13 protein-coding genes are annotated in these 16,727 nt (G+C 65.3%); 10 read left to right on the top strand and 3 right to left on the bottom strand.

Going from position 1 to position 16,727, the window contains the following annotated elements; all coding sequences use genetic code 11:
- Positions 1-521: 521 nt before the first annotated feature.
- Both ACVOLJ_RS14855 and maiA read left to right on the top strand, forming a co-directional pair.
- On the top strand, positions 522-1,511 hold the full coding sequence (locus ACVOLJ_RS14855) for a fumarylacetoacetate hydrolase family protein (RefSeq protein ID WP_481564451.1): 990 nt from the start codon (positions 522-524) through the stop codon (positions 1,509-1,511).
- Positions 1,512-1,525: 14 nt separating this feature from the next.
- Positions 1,526-2,194: a maleylacetoacetate isomerase gene (maiA, locus tag ACVOLJ_RS14850; RefSeq protein WP_481564450.1), complete on the top strand. Its 669-nt coding sequence runs from the start codon at positions 1,526-1,528 to the stop codon at positions 2,192-2,194.
- A gap of 32 nt (positions 2,195-2,226) precedes the next feature.
- Here maiA and ACVOLJ_RS14845 read toward each other — a convergent pair whose 3' ends face one another.
- From ACVOLJ_RS14845 to ACVOLJ_RS14835, 3 genes are all read right to left on the bottom strand, one after another.
- Positions 2,227-3,720 carry a UdgX family uracil-DNA binding protein gene (locus ACVOLJ_RS14845; protein ID WP_481564449.1) on the bottom strand — a complete coding sequence of 498 codons (1,494 nt, stop codon included), beginning with the start codon at positions 3,718-3,720 and terminating at the stop codon, positions 2,227-2,229.
- On the bottom strand, positions 3,701-4,984 hold the full coding sequence (locus tag ACVOLJ_RS14840; protein WP_475279357.1) for a putative DNA modification/repair radical SAM protein: 1,284 nt from the start codon (positions 4,982-4,984) through the stop codon (positions 3,701-3,703). The genes ACVOLJ_RS14845 and ACVOLJ_RS14840 overlap by 20 nt, the downstream gene beginning before the upstream one ends.
- Before the next feature lie 89 nt (positions 4,985-5,073).
- Positions 5,074-6,201: a PilT/PilU family type 4a pilus ATPase gene (locus ACVOLJ_RS14835; RefSeq protein WP_475279356.1), complete on the bottom strand. Its 1,128-nt coding sequence runs from the start codon at positions 6,199-6,201 to the stop codon at positions 5,074-5,076.
- Positions 6,202-6,322: 121 nt separating this feature from the next.
- Here ACVOLJ_RS14835 and ACVOLJ_RS14830 point away from each other — a divergent pair, with 121 nt between their 5' ends.
- From ACVOLJ_RS14830 to ACVOLJ_RS14795, 8 genes are all read left to right on the top strand, one after another.
- On the top strand, positions 6,323-6,688 hold the full coding sequence (locus tag ACVOLJ_RS14830; RefSeq protein WP_099820401.1) for a DUF4398 domain-containing protein: 366 nt from the start codon (positions 6,323-6,325) through the stop codon (positions 6,686-6,688).
- Positions 6,685-7,569 (top strand): OmpA family protein, encoded by an 885-nt coding sequence (locus tag ACVOLJ_RS14825; RefSeq protein WP_475279355.1) that lies wholly within the window; start codon positions 6,685-6,687, stop codon positions 7,567-7,569. Before ACVOLJ_RS14830 ends, ACVOLJ_RS14825 begins: the two co-directional genes overlap by 4 nt.
- Positions 7,570-7,892: 323 nt before the next feature.
- Positions 7,893-8,129, top strand: coding sequence for an HP1242/YdcH family protein (locus ACVOLJ_RS14820; RefSeq protein WP_025878453.1), 237 nt, complete (start codon positions 7,893-7,895; stop codon positions 8,127-8,129).
- A 314-nt stretch (positions 8,130-8,443) separates the two neighbouring features.
- Positions 8,444-9,814: a pyridoxal-phosphate dependent enzyme gene (locus tag ACVOLJ_RS14815; protein ID WP_475279354.1), complete on the top strand. Its 1,371-nt coding sequence runs from the start codon at positions 8,444-8,446 to the stop codon at positions 9,812-9,814.
- Positions 9,815-9,937: 123 nt separating this feature from the next.
- A complete protein-coding gene (locus ACVOLJ_RS14810; RefSeq protein WP_481564448.1) occupies positions 9,938-11,122 on the top strand; it encodes a cystathionine gamma-synthase in 1,185 nt (394 codons plus the stop codon).
- Positions 11,122-11,916 (top strand): ABC transporter permease, encoded by a 795-nt coding sequence (locus ACVOLJ_RS14805; RefSeq protein ID WP_475279352.1) that lies wholly within the window; start codon positions 11,122-11,124, stop codon positions 11,914-11,916. The genes ACVOLJ_RS14810 and ACVOLJ_RS14805 overlap by 1 nt, the downstream gene beginning before the upstream one ends.
- A complete protein-coding gene (locus tag ACVOLJ_RS14800) occupies positions 11,906-13,261 on the top strand; it encodes an ABC transporter ATP-binding protein (RefSeq protein WP_475279351.1) in 1,356 nt (451 codons plus the stop codon). Before ACVOLJ_RS14805 ends, ACVOLJ_RS14800 begins: the two co-directional genes overlap by 11 nt.
- On the top strand, positions 13,261-16,659 hold the full coding sequence (locus tag ACVOLJ_RS14795) for a glycosyltransferase (protein WP_481564447.1): 3,399 nt from the start codon (positions 13,261-13,263) through the stop codon (positions 16,657-16,659). The genes ACVOLJ_RS14800 and ACVOLJ_RS14795 overlap by 1 nt, the downstream gene beginning before the upstream one ends.
- Positions 16,660-16,727: the final 68 nt, after the last annotated feature.

Below are 16,727 nucleotides of genomic sequence, written 5' to 3'. Positions count from 1 at the left end.
TTAGCGAGTGTCTCGTGGGCTAGGAGATGTGTATAAGAGACAGCCCCCCCTCAACCGGACCCACCCCGCCTTCGACAGTTTCCCGCGATCTGTCGGACATGCCGCCGCTGCTGGTGGTGGGTGCCGACCGTTGGTCGGCACAGTTGAATTCATTCGATATCTGACAGATGTGTCGACCAAGGTCGACACCTACCAACAGCAGCCAGTACCAGCCGCCTCGGGAACCTGTCGGGGGTGGGGCGGTGTGGGTGGGCAGGACCGTTGGCGCCATGGATGGCGCCATCGAGCCCCCAGGGATGGGTTTACGGCGTGTCCTGCCCACCCACACCGTCCCGCCCAACTCACAGACAACCCAGAGCCGGCTGTTGCTGTTGACGTTGCCCTGGCTTGAAGCAGGTGCAGGGCGCAGCCCTGCCGAACCCCCACTACGGTAGGGTGGGCCGATGCGGCGCTGCAGCTTGGCGCCGCCACATATTTGATTACACTTGAAACTTGTTTGCCCACGACTCCGGACACCCACCATGAAGCTTGGTTCTTTGAAGGAAGGCGGCCGCGACGGCACCTTGATCGTCGTCTCGCGTGACCTGCGCCATGGCGTGCGCGCCACCGGCATCGCCGCCACGCTGCAGCAGGCCCTGGAAGACTGGAGCCACATCGCACCGCGCCTGAATGCGCTGTACGAATCGGTGAACGCCGGCGACGCCGACGGCGTGTTCGATCTGGACCCGCAGGCCCTGGCCGCGCCGATGCCGCGTGCCTATGAATTCGTCGATGGCAGCGCCTACCTGCCGCACGTCGAGCGCGTGCGCCGCGCCCGTGGCGCCGAAGTGCCGGAAAGTTTCTACAGCGACCCGCTGATGTACCAGGCCACCAGCGCCGGCTTCTACGGCCCGCGCGATGCGGTGAAGGTGATCAGCGAGGAATACGGCATCGACCTGGAAGCCGAGATCGTGGTCATCACCGACGATGTGCCAATGGCCGCCACGCCCGAGCAGGCCGCCGGCCATATCCAGCTGGTCGGCCTGGTCAACGACGTCTCGCTGCGCAACCTGATCCCGGGCGAGCTGGCCAAGGGCTTCGGCTTCCTGCAGTCCAAGCCGCGCTCGGCGCTGTCGCCGGTGTTCGTCACCCCCGATGAGCTGGGCGCAGCCTGGCAGGACAGCAAGGTGCACCTGCCGTTGCTGACCCACATCAACGGCGCCTGGTTCGGCGCGCCGGAAGCGGGCGTGGACATGCAGTTCAACTTCGCCCAGCTGGTCGCCCACGCAGCCAAGACCCGTCCGCTCAGCGCCGGCACCATCGTTGGCTCGGGCACCATCGCCAACGAAGACACCGGCAAGGGTGCCTCCTGCTTCGCCGAACAGCGCGTGGTGGAAACCCTGCGCGATGGCAAGCCAAGCACGCCGTTCATGTCCTTCGGCGATGTGGTGCGCATCGAGATGCTCGACGCGTCCGGCAACAGCATCTTCGGTGCGATCGAGCAGCGCATCGAACAGGCGGCCAAGGCCTGAGCGTGGAGGCGGCGATGGAGATCCCGGTCGACGACGGCATCGTGCTGTACACCTACTGGCGATCCAGCGCCGCCTATCGCGTGCGCATCGGCCTGGCCCTGAAGGGCCTGGCCTGGGAGGCGCGACCGGTCCATCTGGTGCGCGCGGGCGGTGAACAGCACCACGACAGCTACCGCGCGCTCAACCCGCAGCAGCTGGTGCCGACCCTGCTGCACGATGGCCGCGCGTTGACCCAGTCGCTGGCCATTCTTGAATACCTCGAAGAGCGCTTCCCGCAGGTGCCGCTGCTGCCTGCCGATGCCGCTGGCCGTGCCCGGGTGCGCGCACTGGCACAACTGGTGGCCTGCGATATCCACCCGATCAACAACCTGCGGGTGATGCAGTACCTGGAGCGGGATCTGCAGCTGCCCGCCGATGCACGCACGCAGTGGACGCTGCACTGGATGGCAGAGGGCTTCGCGGCGATGGAGGCGATGCTGGCCGCCAGCGCTGACACCGGCACGTTCTGCCACGGTGATCATCCCGGCCTGGCTGACATCTGCCTGCTGCCACAGTTGTACAACGCGCACCGTTTTGGGCTTGATCTGGCGCCCTATCCGACCCTGCGCCGCATCGAAGCGGCCTGCCAGCCACTGGATGCGTTCGCACAGGCACGCCCGGAAAACCAGGTCGACGCCGGCTGAGGCGCGTTTCATTCGCCGGGCATGGCCCGGCGCTACCGAGGCGCGACCGGTGATAGCGCCGGGCCATGCCCGGCGGGTGCGGAATCGTCTGCCAGCAATTGCCGCAGATCATCGCGGAACAACCGGTAGGCCTCCTCGCGCCGGGCCTCGTCCTTCTGCCGCAGCACCCAGGCCGGATGCACCGTGGCATAGCCGCGGGTGCCATCATCCAGCACATGCCAGCGGCCACGGTCGCGCATCAGGTTGAAGCCGCTACCGAACAACGCGGTTGCCGCCGTCGCTCCCAGGCACACGATCACCTTCGGCTGTACCCGCGCGATTTCGCCCATCAGCCAGGGCCGGCAGGCATGTATGTGCCGGCTCTCCGGCCGTTTGTGCAGGCGCAGCTTGCCGCGTCGCTCGTGGTGGAAATGCTTCACCGCATTGGTCAGGTACAAGGTGTTGCGTTCGATGCCCAACGCCTGCAGGGCGCGGTCCAGCAGTTTGCCGGCCGGTCCAGCAAACGGGCGCCCGCTCAGGTCTTCCACATCGCCGGGCTGCTCGCCCACCAGCATCACCCGCGCATCGGCACGGCCCTCGCCGAACACGGTCTGGGTGGATGCTTCCCACAATGGGCACTGCCGGCAGCTGGCCGCGCGCTGGCGCAGCCCGTGCAGGCTGCCATCCTCCGCAACGGCTGCGGTGGGTGTGCGTACGGGAACACGCCGCTGTGGCGCCTGCGCCGGCCGATCGTGCATCTCCTGCACGCGGCTGGCCGCATCGCGCACCAAGCCGGGCAACAGCTGTGCTTCCGGAAGATGTTTCCAGTAGCGGGCAGGCATCTCCTGCTGCATCATCCGCGTGTTGAGTCGTGCCGGATTGAAGATGCTGGCGTAATAGGTCTGCCACAGCGTCTCGCGTGCATCTTCGGCAGGCGCATCCTGGCGGGTGGCGCCGGCACCGAACGAAAGGGCACTGCCATCCCACTGCACGCTGCGTGCGGGCGTCAGGATCGCCCAGCGCATGCCGGCAAAGCGGCGGGCGAAGAACGGGGCGACACGGTCGACGATGTCGTGATCAGGCTCGAACCAGGCGATGAATGCATCGGTTTGGCCCGGCACCTCGCGGAAACGCACGAAGGCCTTCATCTTGTGCGTGTCGCGGCGCACTGCCTGGGCCAGGGCCATCAAACGCAGGACATCGGCATCGGCGGGGTTGGACAGCACCGTGCGTTCGCCGTGGGTGATGCGCCACAGCACCCGGTACAGCAGGGCAAGGCGTTGCGGATCGCGATGGCACAGGCAGGTGGCGGCCAGTTCGACGAAATCGCGCGGCACGTTCGGTGTGGCGGCGCCCTCGGGAACCGGCGCCTGCTGTACGGCCGGTGCATCCAGCAACGACGCTGCGCTGCCGACCATCCAATCCAGTTGTCCGGGGGGCACGCCGCGCAGCAGCGCCTCGCGCGCGGCGTTGCGCCAGGCATCCAGCGACCACGGTGGATCCACCCGCAGCGACCAGCGTTGCATCTCAGGCAGCAGGCGCGGCATCGAACAGGGTGCCTTGGCGCGGCGGCGGGGCCAGCTTGGCGCGCAGCGCCGCCGGATCATCCAGTGCACTGCGGGGGTGGTGGTCGGCCAGCTGTACGAACGGCAGCAGCTTGCTCATCGGCGCCTTCAGCCTTGCCACGTCGGCCACCCGCAGGCGGCCATGGCGCCGGGCCATCAGCACGCGCTTGACGTTGCGCACGCCCAGCCCGGGCACCCGCAGCAGCAGTTCCTTGGGCGCGCGGTTCAGGTCCACCGGGAAGCGTTCGGGGTGGCGGATCGCCCAGGCCATCTTGGGATCGATGTCCAGATCCAGCATGCCGTCCTGGGTGGTGTCGGTGATTTCCTCCACCCCATAGCCATAGAAGCGCAGCAGCCAGTCGGCCTGGTACAGGCGGTGCTCGCGCTGCAGCGGGGGCGGCTGCAGCGGCAGCTGGCGGCTCGCATCGGGAATTGGACTGAAGGCGGAGTAGTACACCCGGCGCATGCGGTAGTTGCCATACAGGGTGTCGGCACTGGTCAGGATCTGCTGGTCGCTGGCGCCATCGGCACCGACGATCATCTGCGTGCTCTGGCCGGCGGGGGCGAAGCGTGGCGGGCGAGGGCGCGCGCTGCGCGCTGCAACCGGCGCGATCACCGTCGGGGCCCTGCGCGCCTCCCTGGCTTCCTCGATGCGCCAGCGCAGTTCGCCCATCGCGCCGCGGATCGACGTGCTGGTCTTTTCCGGGGCGAGCGCGGCCAGGCCCGCCTCGGTCGGCAGCTCGACGTTGATCGAGAGGCGATCGGCATGACGGCCGGCGCTGGCCAGCAGCTCCGGCGACGCTTCGGGAATGGTCTTGAGGTGGATGTAGCCGGCGAACCGATGCTCCTCGCGCAGCCGGCGCGCAACCTCCACCATCCGCTCCATGGTGTAGTCGGCGTTGCGGATGATGCCACTGGAAAGGAACAGGCCTTCGATGTAGTTGCGCTTGTAGAAGTCCAGCGTGAGCGTCACCACTTCGTCCACGCTGAAGCGCGCACGCGGCACGTTGCTGGACACCCGGTTCACGCAGTAGGCGCAGTCGTACACGCAGAAGTTGGTCAGCAGGATCTTCAGCAGCGATACGCAGCGGCCATCGGGCGTGTAGCTGTGGCAGATGCCCATGCCTTCGGTGCTGCCAATGCCGCCGGAGGCGCGCGAATCGCGCTTGCCCGCACCGCTGGAGGCGCAGGAGGCATCGTACTTGGCGGCGTCGGCAAGGATGGCCAGCTTGCGGATGGTTTCCATTGAGGAAACCTACGGACAGGGGGTCTCATTGGATGAGACAGCCCCTTAACCCTTCAGGATTCCGCCGGGCATGGCCCGGCGGTCACGGCTCAGAACCCGTGGGTAATGCTCGGCGCGGCTGCCGAGAAATCCGCGTACGGATCGTGCTCGCCACTGCCGCCTTCGGACAGGCGGAACTTCAACGCCAGACCATCGCGCGAGTCGGCCGCGCGCAGCGCTTCCTCCTGCTCGATGGTGCCGTTCTTGGCCAGCCGGAACAGGCACTGGTCGAAGCTCTCCATGCCTTCCTCCAGCGAGGCCTCCATCGCCGCCTTGATCTCGTGCACCTGGCCGCGACGCAGCAGGTCGCGGATCATCGGCGTGTTGATCAGCACCTCGGTGGCCGGCAGGCGGCGCCCCTCGGTGTTCTTCACCAGGCGCTGGCTGACCACCGCCCGCAGGTTCAGCGCCAGGTTCATCAGCACGTTCTTGTGCGCGCTTTCCGGGAAGAAGTTGAGGATGCGCTCGATGGTCTGGTCGGCGTTGTTGGAATGCAGCGTGGCCAGGCACAGGTGCCCGGTCTCGGCGAAGGCGATCGCCGCCTCCATGGTTTCCGCATCCAGGATCTCGCCGATCAGGATCACATCCGGTGCTTCACGCATCGCGTTCTTCAGCGCGTTGTGGAAGGCGTGGGTATCCAGCCCGACCTCGCGCTGGTTGACGATGGACATCTTGTGCTTGTGCAGGTATTCGATCGGATCCTCGATGGTGAGGATGTGGCCGGTCGTGGTGCTGTTGCGGTGGTCGATCATCGACGCCAGCGAGGTCGACTTGCCCGAACCGGTGGACCCCACCACCAGCACCAGGCCCCGCGGGGTCATGATGACGTCCTTCAGCACCTGCGGCAGGTTGAGCTCCTCGATGCTCGGAATCCGGCTGCGGATGGCGCGGATGACCATGCCCACTTCACCGCGCTGCTTGAACACGTTGACGCGGAAACGCCCGGCATCGGCCAGGGCGATGGCCATGTTGAGCTCCAGCTCGCGCTCGAACTGGGGCACCTGGCCCTCGTCCATCAGCGAGTAGGCGATTTTCTTCACCATTCCCGGCGGCAGGCCGGTATTGCCGAGCGGATACAGCTTGCCCTCGATCTTGATGTAGACCGGCGCGCCGGTGGTCAAGAACATGTCCGAAGCGTTCTTTTCGGTCATCAGCTTCAGGAAGTAGCCGATATCCATTGCGAATTTTCCCCAACGAAACTGCCGGTGCCCGTTGCAAGCACGGTGCCGGCTTGACGACAATGGCCGCGAACCGACAACCGGTACGGCCTCCCCAATGAAACGACTTAGCTTCGCACGAATGCGCCACAGCCTGTATGTGATGGCGTTTGCATTCGCACTCTCTGCTCCCGCCTGGGCGCAGGATGGCGCGCTGGAACTGGCGCAGGCCCGGCAGGCGGTGGACAAGGCCACCCAGGCCGATGCCGACCAGTACGCCCCGGATCTGATCGGGCTGGCCCGCCAGGGGCTTGAGCAGGCCCAGCGTGCCGCTGGCGACCGCCGCGAGCGCAAGAACGCGCCGGCGCTGGCCCTGCGTGCCGCCGTCGATGCCGACCTGGCCCGCGCCCGCAGCGAGGAAGCCACCGCTACCGCACAGCTGCAGCTGCGCCGCAACGAGGTCAACCAGCTGCAGCGCCAGCTCTCGACCGGGGAGGACCGCCGGTGAAGCCGATCTCTGCCATGACCCTGGCCGCACTGCTGGCCCTGCCGGCGCTGGCGACGGCCGCCGACAACCCGATGGTCGGCCAGCTGACCCAGCGGCTGCTTTCGATCCAGGCCAACCCGGACACCGCTGAACTGGGTGCCTTCGAGCGCATGCAGGCGCAGCAGGCCATCGCCACCCTGGACAAGGCCAAGCGCCGTGACCAGGAACTGGCGACGTATCTGGCCGAACGCCGGGTCGAAATCGCCGAGACCGCCGTACGGGCCGCCCTGGCCGCGCGCGAGGTCGATCGCCTGGAACGCACCCGCAGCGATCTGCTGATCGAAGCCAGCCGCCGCGACGCCGCCCGTGCCCGCCAGGAAGCCGAGCAGCTGCGCATGCAGGCGCAGATGCAGGCCGAAGAGGCCGAACGCCTGCGCCAGGCCGCCGAAGCGGAGACCCTGGCCCGCCAGGACGCCGAGAACGCCCTGACCAGCGTGGCCGGCAAGCAGCAGCAGCGCCTCAGCTCGGCCCAGCAGAACGCGGCCAAGCTGGCCCGTGAGGAAGCCGAACTGGTGTCCGGGCAGAAGCTGCCGGGCTCGAAGTTCGATGGTCGTGGCGAGGTCTTCACCTTTGCCGGTGACGCGTTCGCCGCAGGCGGCTCCAGCCTGTCCGGTGGCGCCCGCAACCAGGCCAAGGCGCTGGCCGAGTATGTGAACATCGGCAAGAAGGGCCGTATCCGCATCGAGGCCTACGACAGTGCCAACGGTGTGGGCCAGAAGCGGGCCGAGGCACTGCGCGACGCGCTGGTCTCGGCCGGTGTCGCCAGCAGCCGGATCCAGCTCAGTGGCAAGAAGGCCGCCTCGACCCGGGCACGCTCTGCCGAGGTCGTCATCGCGCCGTAATTGATTGATATTGTTTGTTTTTCGTTGTCCTGAGTATTCAGCCTGAACCCCGCCCCGGCGGGGTTCGGTCTTTCTGTCGCAGAGGCTTGAACCCGGTCCGGAGCAGGCGTAGGGTCAATTGTCCGGGACGCAATAACGCGGACCGGACGATGGGAGGGCCGGGCCGATGCAAGCAGGGCGCGAACCGCAGCAGACCGATGTGCGCAGGCCAGTGCCGCACGTCGTTGTGGGCACCCTGGTGGGCATTGACCGGCACTCCTCCATGAACAACGCCCCGTGCCTTGCGGCCGGGGCGTTCGTGTATCTGTCGAAGGAGGTCCATCATGTTTGAAGATCAGCCCCAGAGCGAGATCGACGCCCGTCGCGCGCGAGATCCGGAGTTCCGGGCACTCCATGACCAGCACCGCAAGTTGAACAAGAAGTGCATGGATGCGGAGTTGGGTGTACTCCCGATCGATGATGTCACCCTGGGTCGAATGAAGCGGGAGAAGCTGCTGGCCAAGCAACGCCTTCTGCGCATGTACGAAACACCGCTCGCAACGTCGTCCCCCACGCATTGACGCACAGCGGTCCTGCCTGGAACGGCATGACCCGGCCACCGATGGCCCCGCCAGGCACTGATAGCCTGGCACCGCGGCGCCACTGAAACCGGCGTCGCGCCAAGGCACCACAGGCAGTGGTGCCTTGGCGTGCAGCCCATCACAGCAACCCATGTCCCCCGATGCGGGCGGTACCGGTCTCCTCGTCGATCCGGGGCCGCCCGCATCCTTTTTTCCCGGTCCCATGGCCCACCATCGAACCGGCCTGACTTTCGTCGCCATCCGTCGGATAATCATCTGTCCGGCCCTGCGTGGCGCGAACCGAAAGTCCCCGAATGCCCATCCACTCTTCCGTCCTCGAACTCATCGGCCAGACCCCGATCGTCAAGGCCCAGCGCCTGGACACCGGTGTCTGCGAGCTCTACCTGAAGCTCGAAAGCGCCAACCCGGGCGGATCGATCAAGGATCGCATCGGCCTGTCGATGATCGAGGCGGCGGAAAAGCGCGGCGATCTGAAGCCGGGCGCGACCCTGGTCGAGGGCACCGCCGGCAACACCGGCCTGGGCCTGGCGCTGGTAGCGCAGCAGAAGGGCTACAAACTGATCCTCGTCGTTCCCGACAAGATGAGTCGCGAGAAGATCTTCAACCTGAAGGCGATGGGGGCCGAAGTGCGCCTGACCCGTTCGGACGTGGCCAAGGGCCATCCCGAGTACTACCAGGACCTGGCCAAGACCATCGCCGAGCAGACCCCGGGCGCCTACTTCATCAACCAGTTCGGCAACCCGGACAACCCGGCCGCGCATGAATTCGGCACCGGCCCGGAAATCCTGGAGCAGATGGACGGCGATCTGGATGCCATCGTGTTCGGCTGCGGCAGCTCCGGCACCATGACCGGCCTGTCGCGTGCCTTCGCCAAGCTGTCGCCGAAGACTGCGCTGGTGCTGGCCGACCCGGTCGGCTCGATCCTGGCCGAATACATCAACGATGGCGTGCTCAACGACAAGTCGGGCAGCTGGCTGGTGGAAGGCATCGGCGAGGACTTCCTGCCGTCGATCTCCGACTTCAGCCGCGTCACCAAGGCCTACGCCATCAGCGACGCGGAGAGCTTCCACACCGCGCGCGAGCTGCTGGGCAAGGAAGGCATCCTCGGCGGTTCGTCCACCGGCACCCTGCTGGCGGCGGCGCTGAAGTACTGCAAGGAGCAGACCACGCCGAAGAAGGTGCTGGTGCTGGTGCCCGACACCGGCAACAAGTACCTGTCCAAGATGTACAACGACTACTGGATGCTGGACAACGGCTTCCTGCAGCGTCCGCAGCACGGCGACCTGCGCGACCTGATCCTGCGTCCGTACGGCCAGCGCGACACCGTGGTGATCGGCCCCAACGACCTGCTGACCACCGCCTACCAGCGCATGAAGCTGTACGACGTGTCGCAGCTGCCGGTGATGGACGGTGACCAGCTGGTCGGCATCGTCGATGAAAGCGACGTGCTGCTGCATGTCTATGGCGATGAAGCCCGCTTCCGCGACCCGGTGGCCACTGCGATGGTCAGCAAGCTGGACCGGCTGGACGTGAAGTCGCCGATCGAGGCGCTGCTGCCGGTGTTCGACCGCGGGCAGGTGGCGATCGTGATGGACGGTGACGCCTTCCTGGGCCTGATCACCCGCATCGATCTGCTGAACTACCTGCGTCGGCGCGTTCAGTAAGGCGTTTATCGCCGCAGATCGCCGCTGAGTTCCGGTTTATCCGCGTCAAAGCCCGTTAAGGCCGCGCTGATAGACTCCCGCTCCTTCGACGACACCGGTCATCGGTGTCATTCAGGAAACCACATGTCCAACGCTTCTTCCCAGGACCGCGCGCTGGCGCTGGCCACCCTCGCCATCCATGGCGGCCAGTCGCCCGACCCGAGCACCGGCGCGGTGATGCCGCCGATCTACGCCACCTCGACCTATGCGCAGTCCAGCCCTGGCGAGCACCAGGGCTTCGAGTACTCGCGTACCCACAATCCCACCCGCTTCGCCTACGAGCGTTGCGTGGCGTCGCTGGAAGGTGGCACCCGCGGCTTTGCCTTCGCCTCGGGCATGGCGGCCAGTTCGACCGTGATCGAGCTGTTGGACGCCGGCAGCCACGTGGTGGCGATGGATGACATCTACGGTGGCAGCTTCCGGCTGTTCGAGCGCGTACGTCGCCGCACCGCTGCGCTGGACTTCAGCTTCGTTGACCTGACCGATCTGGCAGCGTTTGAAGCGGCGATCACGCCGAAGACCCGGATGGTCTGGATCGAGACCCCGACCAACCCGATGCTGAAGATCGTCGATATCGCCGCGGTCGCTGCCATCGCCAAGCGCCATGGCCTGATCGTGGTGGTCGACAACACCTTCGCCTCGCCGATGCTGCAGCGTCCGCTGGAGCTGGGCGCGGACCTGGTGCTGCATTCGGCCACCAAGTACCTGAACGGCCATTCGGACATGGTCGGTGGCATGGTCGTGGTCGGCGACGACGCCGAACTGGCCGAACAGATGGCCTTCCTGCAGAACTCGGTGGGTGGCGTGCAGGGGCCATTCGACAGCTTCCTGGCCCTGCGTGGCCTGAAGACCCTGCCGCTGCGCATGAAGGCGCACTGCGCCAACGCGCTGGCGCTGGCGCAGTGGCTGGACAAGCACCCGGCGGTGGAGAAGGTGATCTACCCGGGCCTGGCCTCGCACCCGCAGCATGAACTGGCGGGCAAGCAGATGGCCGGCTACGGCGGCATCGTCTCGATCGTGCTGAAGGGCGGCTTCGAAGCGGCCAAGCGTTTCTGCGAGAAGACCGAACTGTTCACCCTGGCCGAGTCGCTGGGCGGCGTGGAAAGCCTGGTGAACCATCCTGCGGTGATGACCCATGCCTCGATCCCGGTGGCACGCCGCGAACAGCTGGGTATCAGCGATGCGCTGGTGCGGCTGAGCGTGGGTGTTGAGGATCTGGGGGATCTGCAGGTGGATCTGGAACGGGCGCTGGGAGCGCAGGCAGCCTGATGGGCATCCTCTCGGTCTTCGGCAAGCATCGCTCGCTGACCTTCGAGTTGAGCCAGCGCGAAGTGCTGGGCCGCTATCGAGGTGCCAGTTTCGGCCTGCTGTGGTCTCTGATCAGCCCGTTCCTGATGCTGCTGGTCTACACGTTGGCCTTCGGCTTCGTCATGAAGGGACGTTGGCCCGGGTCAACAGGATCGACCACCGATTTCGCCCTGATCCTGTTCGCCGGATTGACCGTGCATGGCTTCTTCGCCGAGTGCTTCACCCGTGCGCCGCAGTTGATCGTATCCAACACCGGGTATGTAAAGCGGGTGGTCTTTCCTCTGGACATCCTGGTCTGGAGCATGACCTTCTCGGCGTTGTTCCACCTGCTGATGAACATGGTTGTGCTGCTGCTGCTGCAGCTGGCGATCAAGGGCAGCATCCCGGTCACTGCCGCACTGCTGCCGCTGGTGGTGTTGCCCCTGGTGATCCTTACTGTCGGCGTAGGCTGGATGGTGTCTTCGCTGGGTGTGTACCTGCGCGACATCGGCCAGATCGCCGGCGTGATCGCTGCTGCGATGCTGTTCCTGTCCTCTGCGATCGTGCCGGTCGAATCGGTACCGGAGAGTTATCGAATCGTCTTTGAACTCAATCCGCTGACCTTCATCATCGACCAGGTGCGCGAAGTGGTGATTTGGGGTCGATTGCCCAATTGGACCGGGCTGGGCATCTACACCGCCATCGCATGCGTGGTGGCTCTGCTGGGCCATCGCATGTTCAACAAGTTGCGCGTGGGGTTTGCCGATGTGCTCTGAACGCGTCGAACAGGAAGTCGTCATCGACGTGTGCGGCGTCGGCAAGTCCTACCATATGTATGAGCGGCCATCGCATCGCCTCCTGCAGGCGCTGGCTGGCAGGCGCAAGACGTTCTACAAGGACTTCTGGGCACTGCGCGGGGTCAGTTTCTCGATTCGTCGCGGGCAGACGGTAGGCATCGTCGGCCGCAATGGCTCGGGCAAGTCCACCCTGCTGCAGATGATTGCCGGCACCCTCAACCCAACCGAAGGAAGCATTTCGGTCAAGGGGCGTGTTGCGGCTCTGCTGGAGTTGGGTAGTGGCTTCAATCCGGAGTTCACCGGGCGCGAGAATGTATATCTCAATGCCACGATCCTGGGCCTGACCCGGCCGCAGATCGAAGCGCGCATGGACAGCATCCTGGCCTTCGCCGACATCGGCGAGTTCATCGACCAGCCGGTACGCAGCTATTCCAGCGGCATGTCGGTGCGCCTGGCGTTCGCCGTGATCGCCCATGTCGACGCCGACATCCTGATCATCGACGAAGCACTGGCGGTGGGCGATGCTTTCTTCTCGCAGAAGTGCATGCGCTTCCTGCGCGAGTTCCAGAAGAGCGGCACGTTGCTGTTCGTCAGTCACGATGCCGCGGCTGTGACCAATCTCTGCGAAAGTGCCGTGTGGCTGCAGCACGGTCAGATGCGGTTGTCCGGTACTTCGCAGGAAGTGATTGAAGCGTACATGACCGAACAGCACGTGGTTGGACGCCGCGAGTCTGGTGCCGACGAGGTCGTGGTTGAACGAAAGCAGCGACGCCTGGCCACCGATGCCCCGGACTTCCGCCATCAGGCGTTGCTGGAGGCCGGCGCAAGCAACCGTATCGCGCTGTTCCAGTTCGACCCTGACAATGTCGGGCAGGAGTTTGGTGCCCAAGGCGCACGCATCATTGATGTGGCGCTCACCGACGAACATGGCGCGCCGCTGGGCATGGCCGAAGGCGGCGAGCTGGTGCGTCTGCGCATCCGCGTCGAGCTGGTGCAGGCGCTGGACAGCCTTATCGTCGGCTTCTATGTCAAGGATCGTCTGGGCCAGCGCCTGTTCGGTGACAACAGTTACTTCGCCTGCAAGGACGCACCCGTGGGTGGCATGCCAGGCGAGTGCATTGCAGCCTCGTTCCTGTTCCGCATGCCGGTGATGCCTTCCGGCTCCTACATGATCGATGCAGCGGTGGCCTCCGGCGACCAGCACGACCACACACAGCAGCACTGGATCCATGACGCGCTGGAATTCCGCGCGATCGACGAGACCATGCGGTTTGGCCTGGTGGGCTTGCCCATGCTGGCCATCGATGTCAACAAGGAACCCTGATGATCGAGTTTACCGGCGAACGTTTCGTCCCCACCGAACACGGTGTGATACGCCAGGAGCATCTGCACCGGTATGCCTGGTGCCTGCCGCTGGTCGCGGGCAAGGACGTGCTCGACGTTGCCAGCGGCGAAGGCTATGGCAGCGCGATGCTGGCCGGCAGTGCGCGATCCGTGCGCGGCGTGGACATCTCGCCCGAGGCGGTCGCGCATGCGGCGGAGCGCTACGCTGATGTGTCCAACCTGCGTTATCTGCAGGGCTCGGCGGCCGCGATCCCGTTGCCCGATGACAGCGTGGATGTGGTGGTGTCTTTCGAGACGATCGAACACCTGTACGAGCAGGAAGAGATGATGTCCGAAATCCGCCGCGTGCTGCGGCCGGATGGTGTGATGGTCATGTCTTCGCCGAACAAGGAGGTGTACTCCGATCGCGCCGGCTACCACAACGAGTACCACGTCAAGGAACTGTACCTGGAGGAGTTCCAGGCACTGGTAGCGCGCCATTTCCCGGCGTCTCGCCTGTGCGGGCACCGGATGTCGGTCTGCTCGACGATCACGTCGCTGGATGGTGGCCCGGACCAGAAGGTCTACCAGGCCTTGACCGATACCGGAGAAGGGGTAATGGAACGCGCGGCGGTCATCCCCGACGCGGTCTATTTCGTCGTTGTCGCTGCGGCCGCCCCTTCGCTGTTGCCGCAACTGCCTGCATCCATTCTGTATGCCGAAGCAGAGGATCTGTACGCGCATCACCATGAGGTGGCGCGCTGGGCGCAGGCCCAGGATGCAGAGATCGGCGAACTGCGTGGCCACGTGGTGCGCGAGCAGTCGGTCGTGGCAGAACTGCATGGGCGCCTTGAGACGCTGCGCGGACAGGAGCAGAGCCAGCGCGCGCTGGTCGACTCGCTTCATGACGAACTGTCGGGCGAAAAAGCCAGGGCCGAGCGGCTGGAAGCTGCGATGGCTGAGATCTGGGACGCGCGCGCAGGTCTTCAACAAAGGCTCAATGCAGTGACCGGCCTGACGGATGCGGCGCGTCAGGCACTGCAGCAGCACCATCAGCAGATCCAGCACCTGATGGAGCGTTCCGGTGTGGGCCATGCAGACACCGTACAGGACCTGGAAGGCGGCGCAGACGCAGACGAAGTGTCTGCACTGCTGAAGTCCTACAGGGCCGAACTCCATGGGCTGCAGCAACTCACCGCGTCGCTGATCAATTCCCGTTCCTGGCGCATCACCAAGCCGTTGCGGCTGGCCGGTCGCGTGCTGCGGGGTGAATGGCGCACGGTGCTGCATTCGCTGCGCGCATCCGGACTGGCGCGCCATCCGCTGCTCAAGCCGATGGTTCCGATGGCCAAGAGGATGCTGCTGCGGCAGGAGGCCTCTGCGCCGACGCCACTTGAAGGACTGCTGCTGGACGATGTCATGCGCGACCCGCAGGCGATCCAGAAGGATGTGCGCTTTGCAGAGGTCGAGAATCCGGTTGTCAGTATCGTGGTTCCTACCTACGGCAACTACGAGCAGAGCCTCGCATGCGTGGCGTCCATTGCCCGTGTCGGCGCGAAGGTTTCCTTCGAGGTGCTGGTGCTGGAGGACGCTTCCGGCGATCCCAGGATCGATGCGTTGTCAACGATTCCCGGCCTTCGCTACCACGTCCATGCAAAGAACCTGGGTTTCCTGCGCTCCTGCAACCAGGCGCTGAGCCTGGCCAGGGGCCGCTATGTCTATCTGCTCAACAACGACACCGAAGTGCGGCCGGGTTGGCTGGATGCCTTGGTCGATGTCTTCGAAAGCCATCCCGATGCTGGCCTGGTGGGTTCCAAGCTGGTGTATCCGGACGGGCGGCTGCAGGAGGCTGGCGGCATCGTCTGGTCTGATGGCAGCGCATGGAACCACGGCCGGCTGCAGGATCCGACATGTCCGGCCTACAACTACCTGAAGGAAGTCGACTATGTGTCCGGCGCATCGATCATGCTGCCGATGGCGCTCTTCCAGGAGCTGGGTGGCTTTGACGAGCACTTCGCACCGGCGTACTACGAAGACACCGACATTGCCTTCCGCGTGCGCGCACGTGGGCTGAAGGTCTACATGCAGCCTGCATCGGTGGTTGTGCACTATGAAGGTGTTTCCAGCGGCACCGATGAAGGCAGCGGCGTAAAGGCGTGGCAGGCGATCAATCGCGAGAAGTTCCTCGCCCGTTGGAAGGCCACGCTTGAACAGGGCCAGTTTGCCAATGGCGAGAATGTCTTCCTTGCACGCGATCGCTCGCGCAGCAAGCGCCACGTGCTGGTGGTCGATCACTACATCCCGCAACCGGACCGAGACGCTGGCTCGCGTGCGACCTGCCAGGTAATGCACACGCTGCTGCAGGAGGGCTGCCAGGTGACGTTCTGGCCGGCAAACGCCTACCTCGATGCGGTCTACGCGCCCCCCCTGCAGCGTGCTGGCATCGAAGTGATGCACGGCGCGGATTGTGTCGGGGTGGACGGTTTCGACGCGTGGATGGCCAGCAACGGGCGCTACCTGGACGCGGTGATCCTCAACCGGCCGCACGTATCGGCAGAACTGGTCGCCAGCGTGCGTCGGCACAGCAAGGCGACCCTGGTCTATTACGGACACGACATCCATCACCTGCGAATGCAGCAGCAGTTGCAGCTGCAGCCCGATCCCGCACTCGCGCGCGAGGCCGAGCGTTTCCGTGATTTCGAACACGCGCTCTGGCAGGAAACCGACGTGGTGCTGTACCCGTCGAGTGACGAAACCACCCACGTCCGCGACTGGCTGGCGAGCAAGGCACCGGATGCGGCCGTTCGTGCGGAAACCATTCCGCTCTATGCCTTTGAGCCGGTTGCCGACGCCGATGTGCCGGAAGCGAAGGAGCGACGGGATATCCTGTTCGTGGCCGGTTTCGCGCATGCGCCGAACGTGGATGCAGCGCGATGGTTCGTTGACCAGGTCCTGCCACTGGTGCAGGCGCAGTTGCCGGCAGTGCGTGTGAGTCTGGTCGGGTCCAACCCGCGTCCGGAGATACTGGCCATGTCGTCCGACAACATCGACGTTACCGGCTATGTAAGCGACGACGTGCTGGAGGGCTGGTACCGCAGGGCTCGAGTTTCAGTGGCACCGCTGCGATTCGGTGGCGGGGTCAAGGGCAAGGTGCTGGAAAGCCTGCGACATGGCCTGCCCTGTGTGACCACTTCGGTCGGCATGCAGGGCCTGGGCCAGGCAGCCACCTTCATGCCAGCGGCCGATGATGCCGCCGGCATGGCAGCGCATATCGTGCTGCTGCTGCAGGACGACGTGCGTTGGCAGCAGGTATCGGACGATGGCCGCAGATTCATCGACCGGCACTATTCGGATGATGCCCTGCGGCGCATCCTGTCCAAGGCCATTGCACCTCGCTGAGCATCCACAACCCCGCCGGTGAGCGGCACCGGCGGGCCCTGGTCCATGGTTTCGTGGGCCACGCAGGC

It is taken from the genome of Stenotrophomonas sp. STEN046 (assembly GCF_056759755.1).
Note: the sequence above shows the minus strand (reverse complement) of the source record. Positions and strands in the feature narration are given on the sequence as shown.

Coding starts and splice junctions, on each gene's coding strand:
- ACVOLJ_RS14810 (WP_481564448.1), top strand. CDS start 9,938: ATGTCCAACGCTTCTTCCCAGGACCGCGCGCTGGCGCTGGCCACCCTC.
- ACVOLJ_RS14795 (WP_481564447.1), top strand. CDS start 13,261: ATGATCGAGTTTACCGGCGAACGTTTCGTCCCCACCGAACACGGTGTG.
- ACVOLJ_RS14835 (WP_475279356.1), bottom strand. CDS start 6,201: ATGGATATCGGCTACTTCCTGAAGCTGATGACCGAAAAGAACGCTTCG.
- ACVOLJ_RS14800 (WP_475279351.1), top strand. CDS start 11,906: ATGTGCTCTGAACGCGTCGAACAGGAAGTCGTCATCGACGTGTGCGGC.
- maiA (WP_481564450.1), top strand. CDS start 1,526: ATGGAGATCCCGGTCGACGACGGCATCGTGCTGTACACCTACTGGCGA.
- ACVOLJ_RS14820 (WP_025878453.1), top strand. CDS start 7,893: ATGTTTGAAGATCAGCCCCAGAGCGAGATCGACGCCCGTCGCGCGCGA.
- ACVOLJ_RS14805 (WP_475279352.1), top strand. CDS start 11,122: ATGGGCATCCTCTCGGTCTTCGGCAAGCATCGCTCGCTGACCTTCGAG.
- ACVOLJ_RS14815 (WP_475279354.1), top strand. CDS start 8,444: ATGCCCATCCACTCTTCCGTCCTCGAACTCATCGGCCAGACCCCGATC.
- ACVOLJ_RS14855 (WP_481564451.1), top strand. CDS start 522: ATGAAGCTTGGTTCTTTGAAGGAAGGCGGCCGCGACGGCACCTTGATC.
- ACVOLJ_RS14830 (WP_099820401.1), top strand. CDS start 6,323: ATGCGCCACAGCCTGTATGTGATGGCGTTTGCATTCGCACTCTCTGCT.
- ACVOLJ_RS14840 (WP_475279357.1), bottom strand. CDS start 4,984: ATGGAAACCATCCGCAAGCTGGCCATCCTTGCCGACGCCGCCAAGTAC.
- ACVOLJ_RS14845 (WP_481564449.1), bottom strand. CDS start 3,720: ATGCCGCGCCTGCTGCCTGAGATGCAACGCTGGTCGCTGCGGGTGGAT.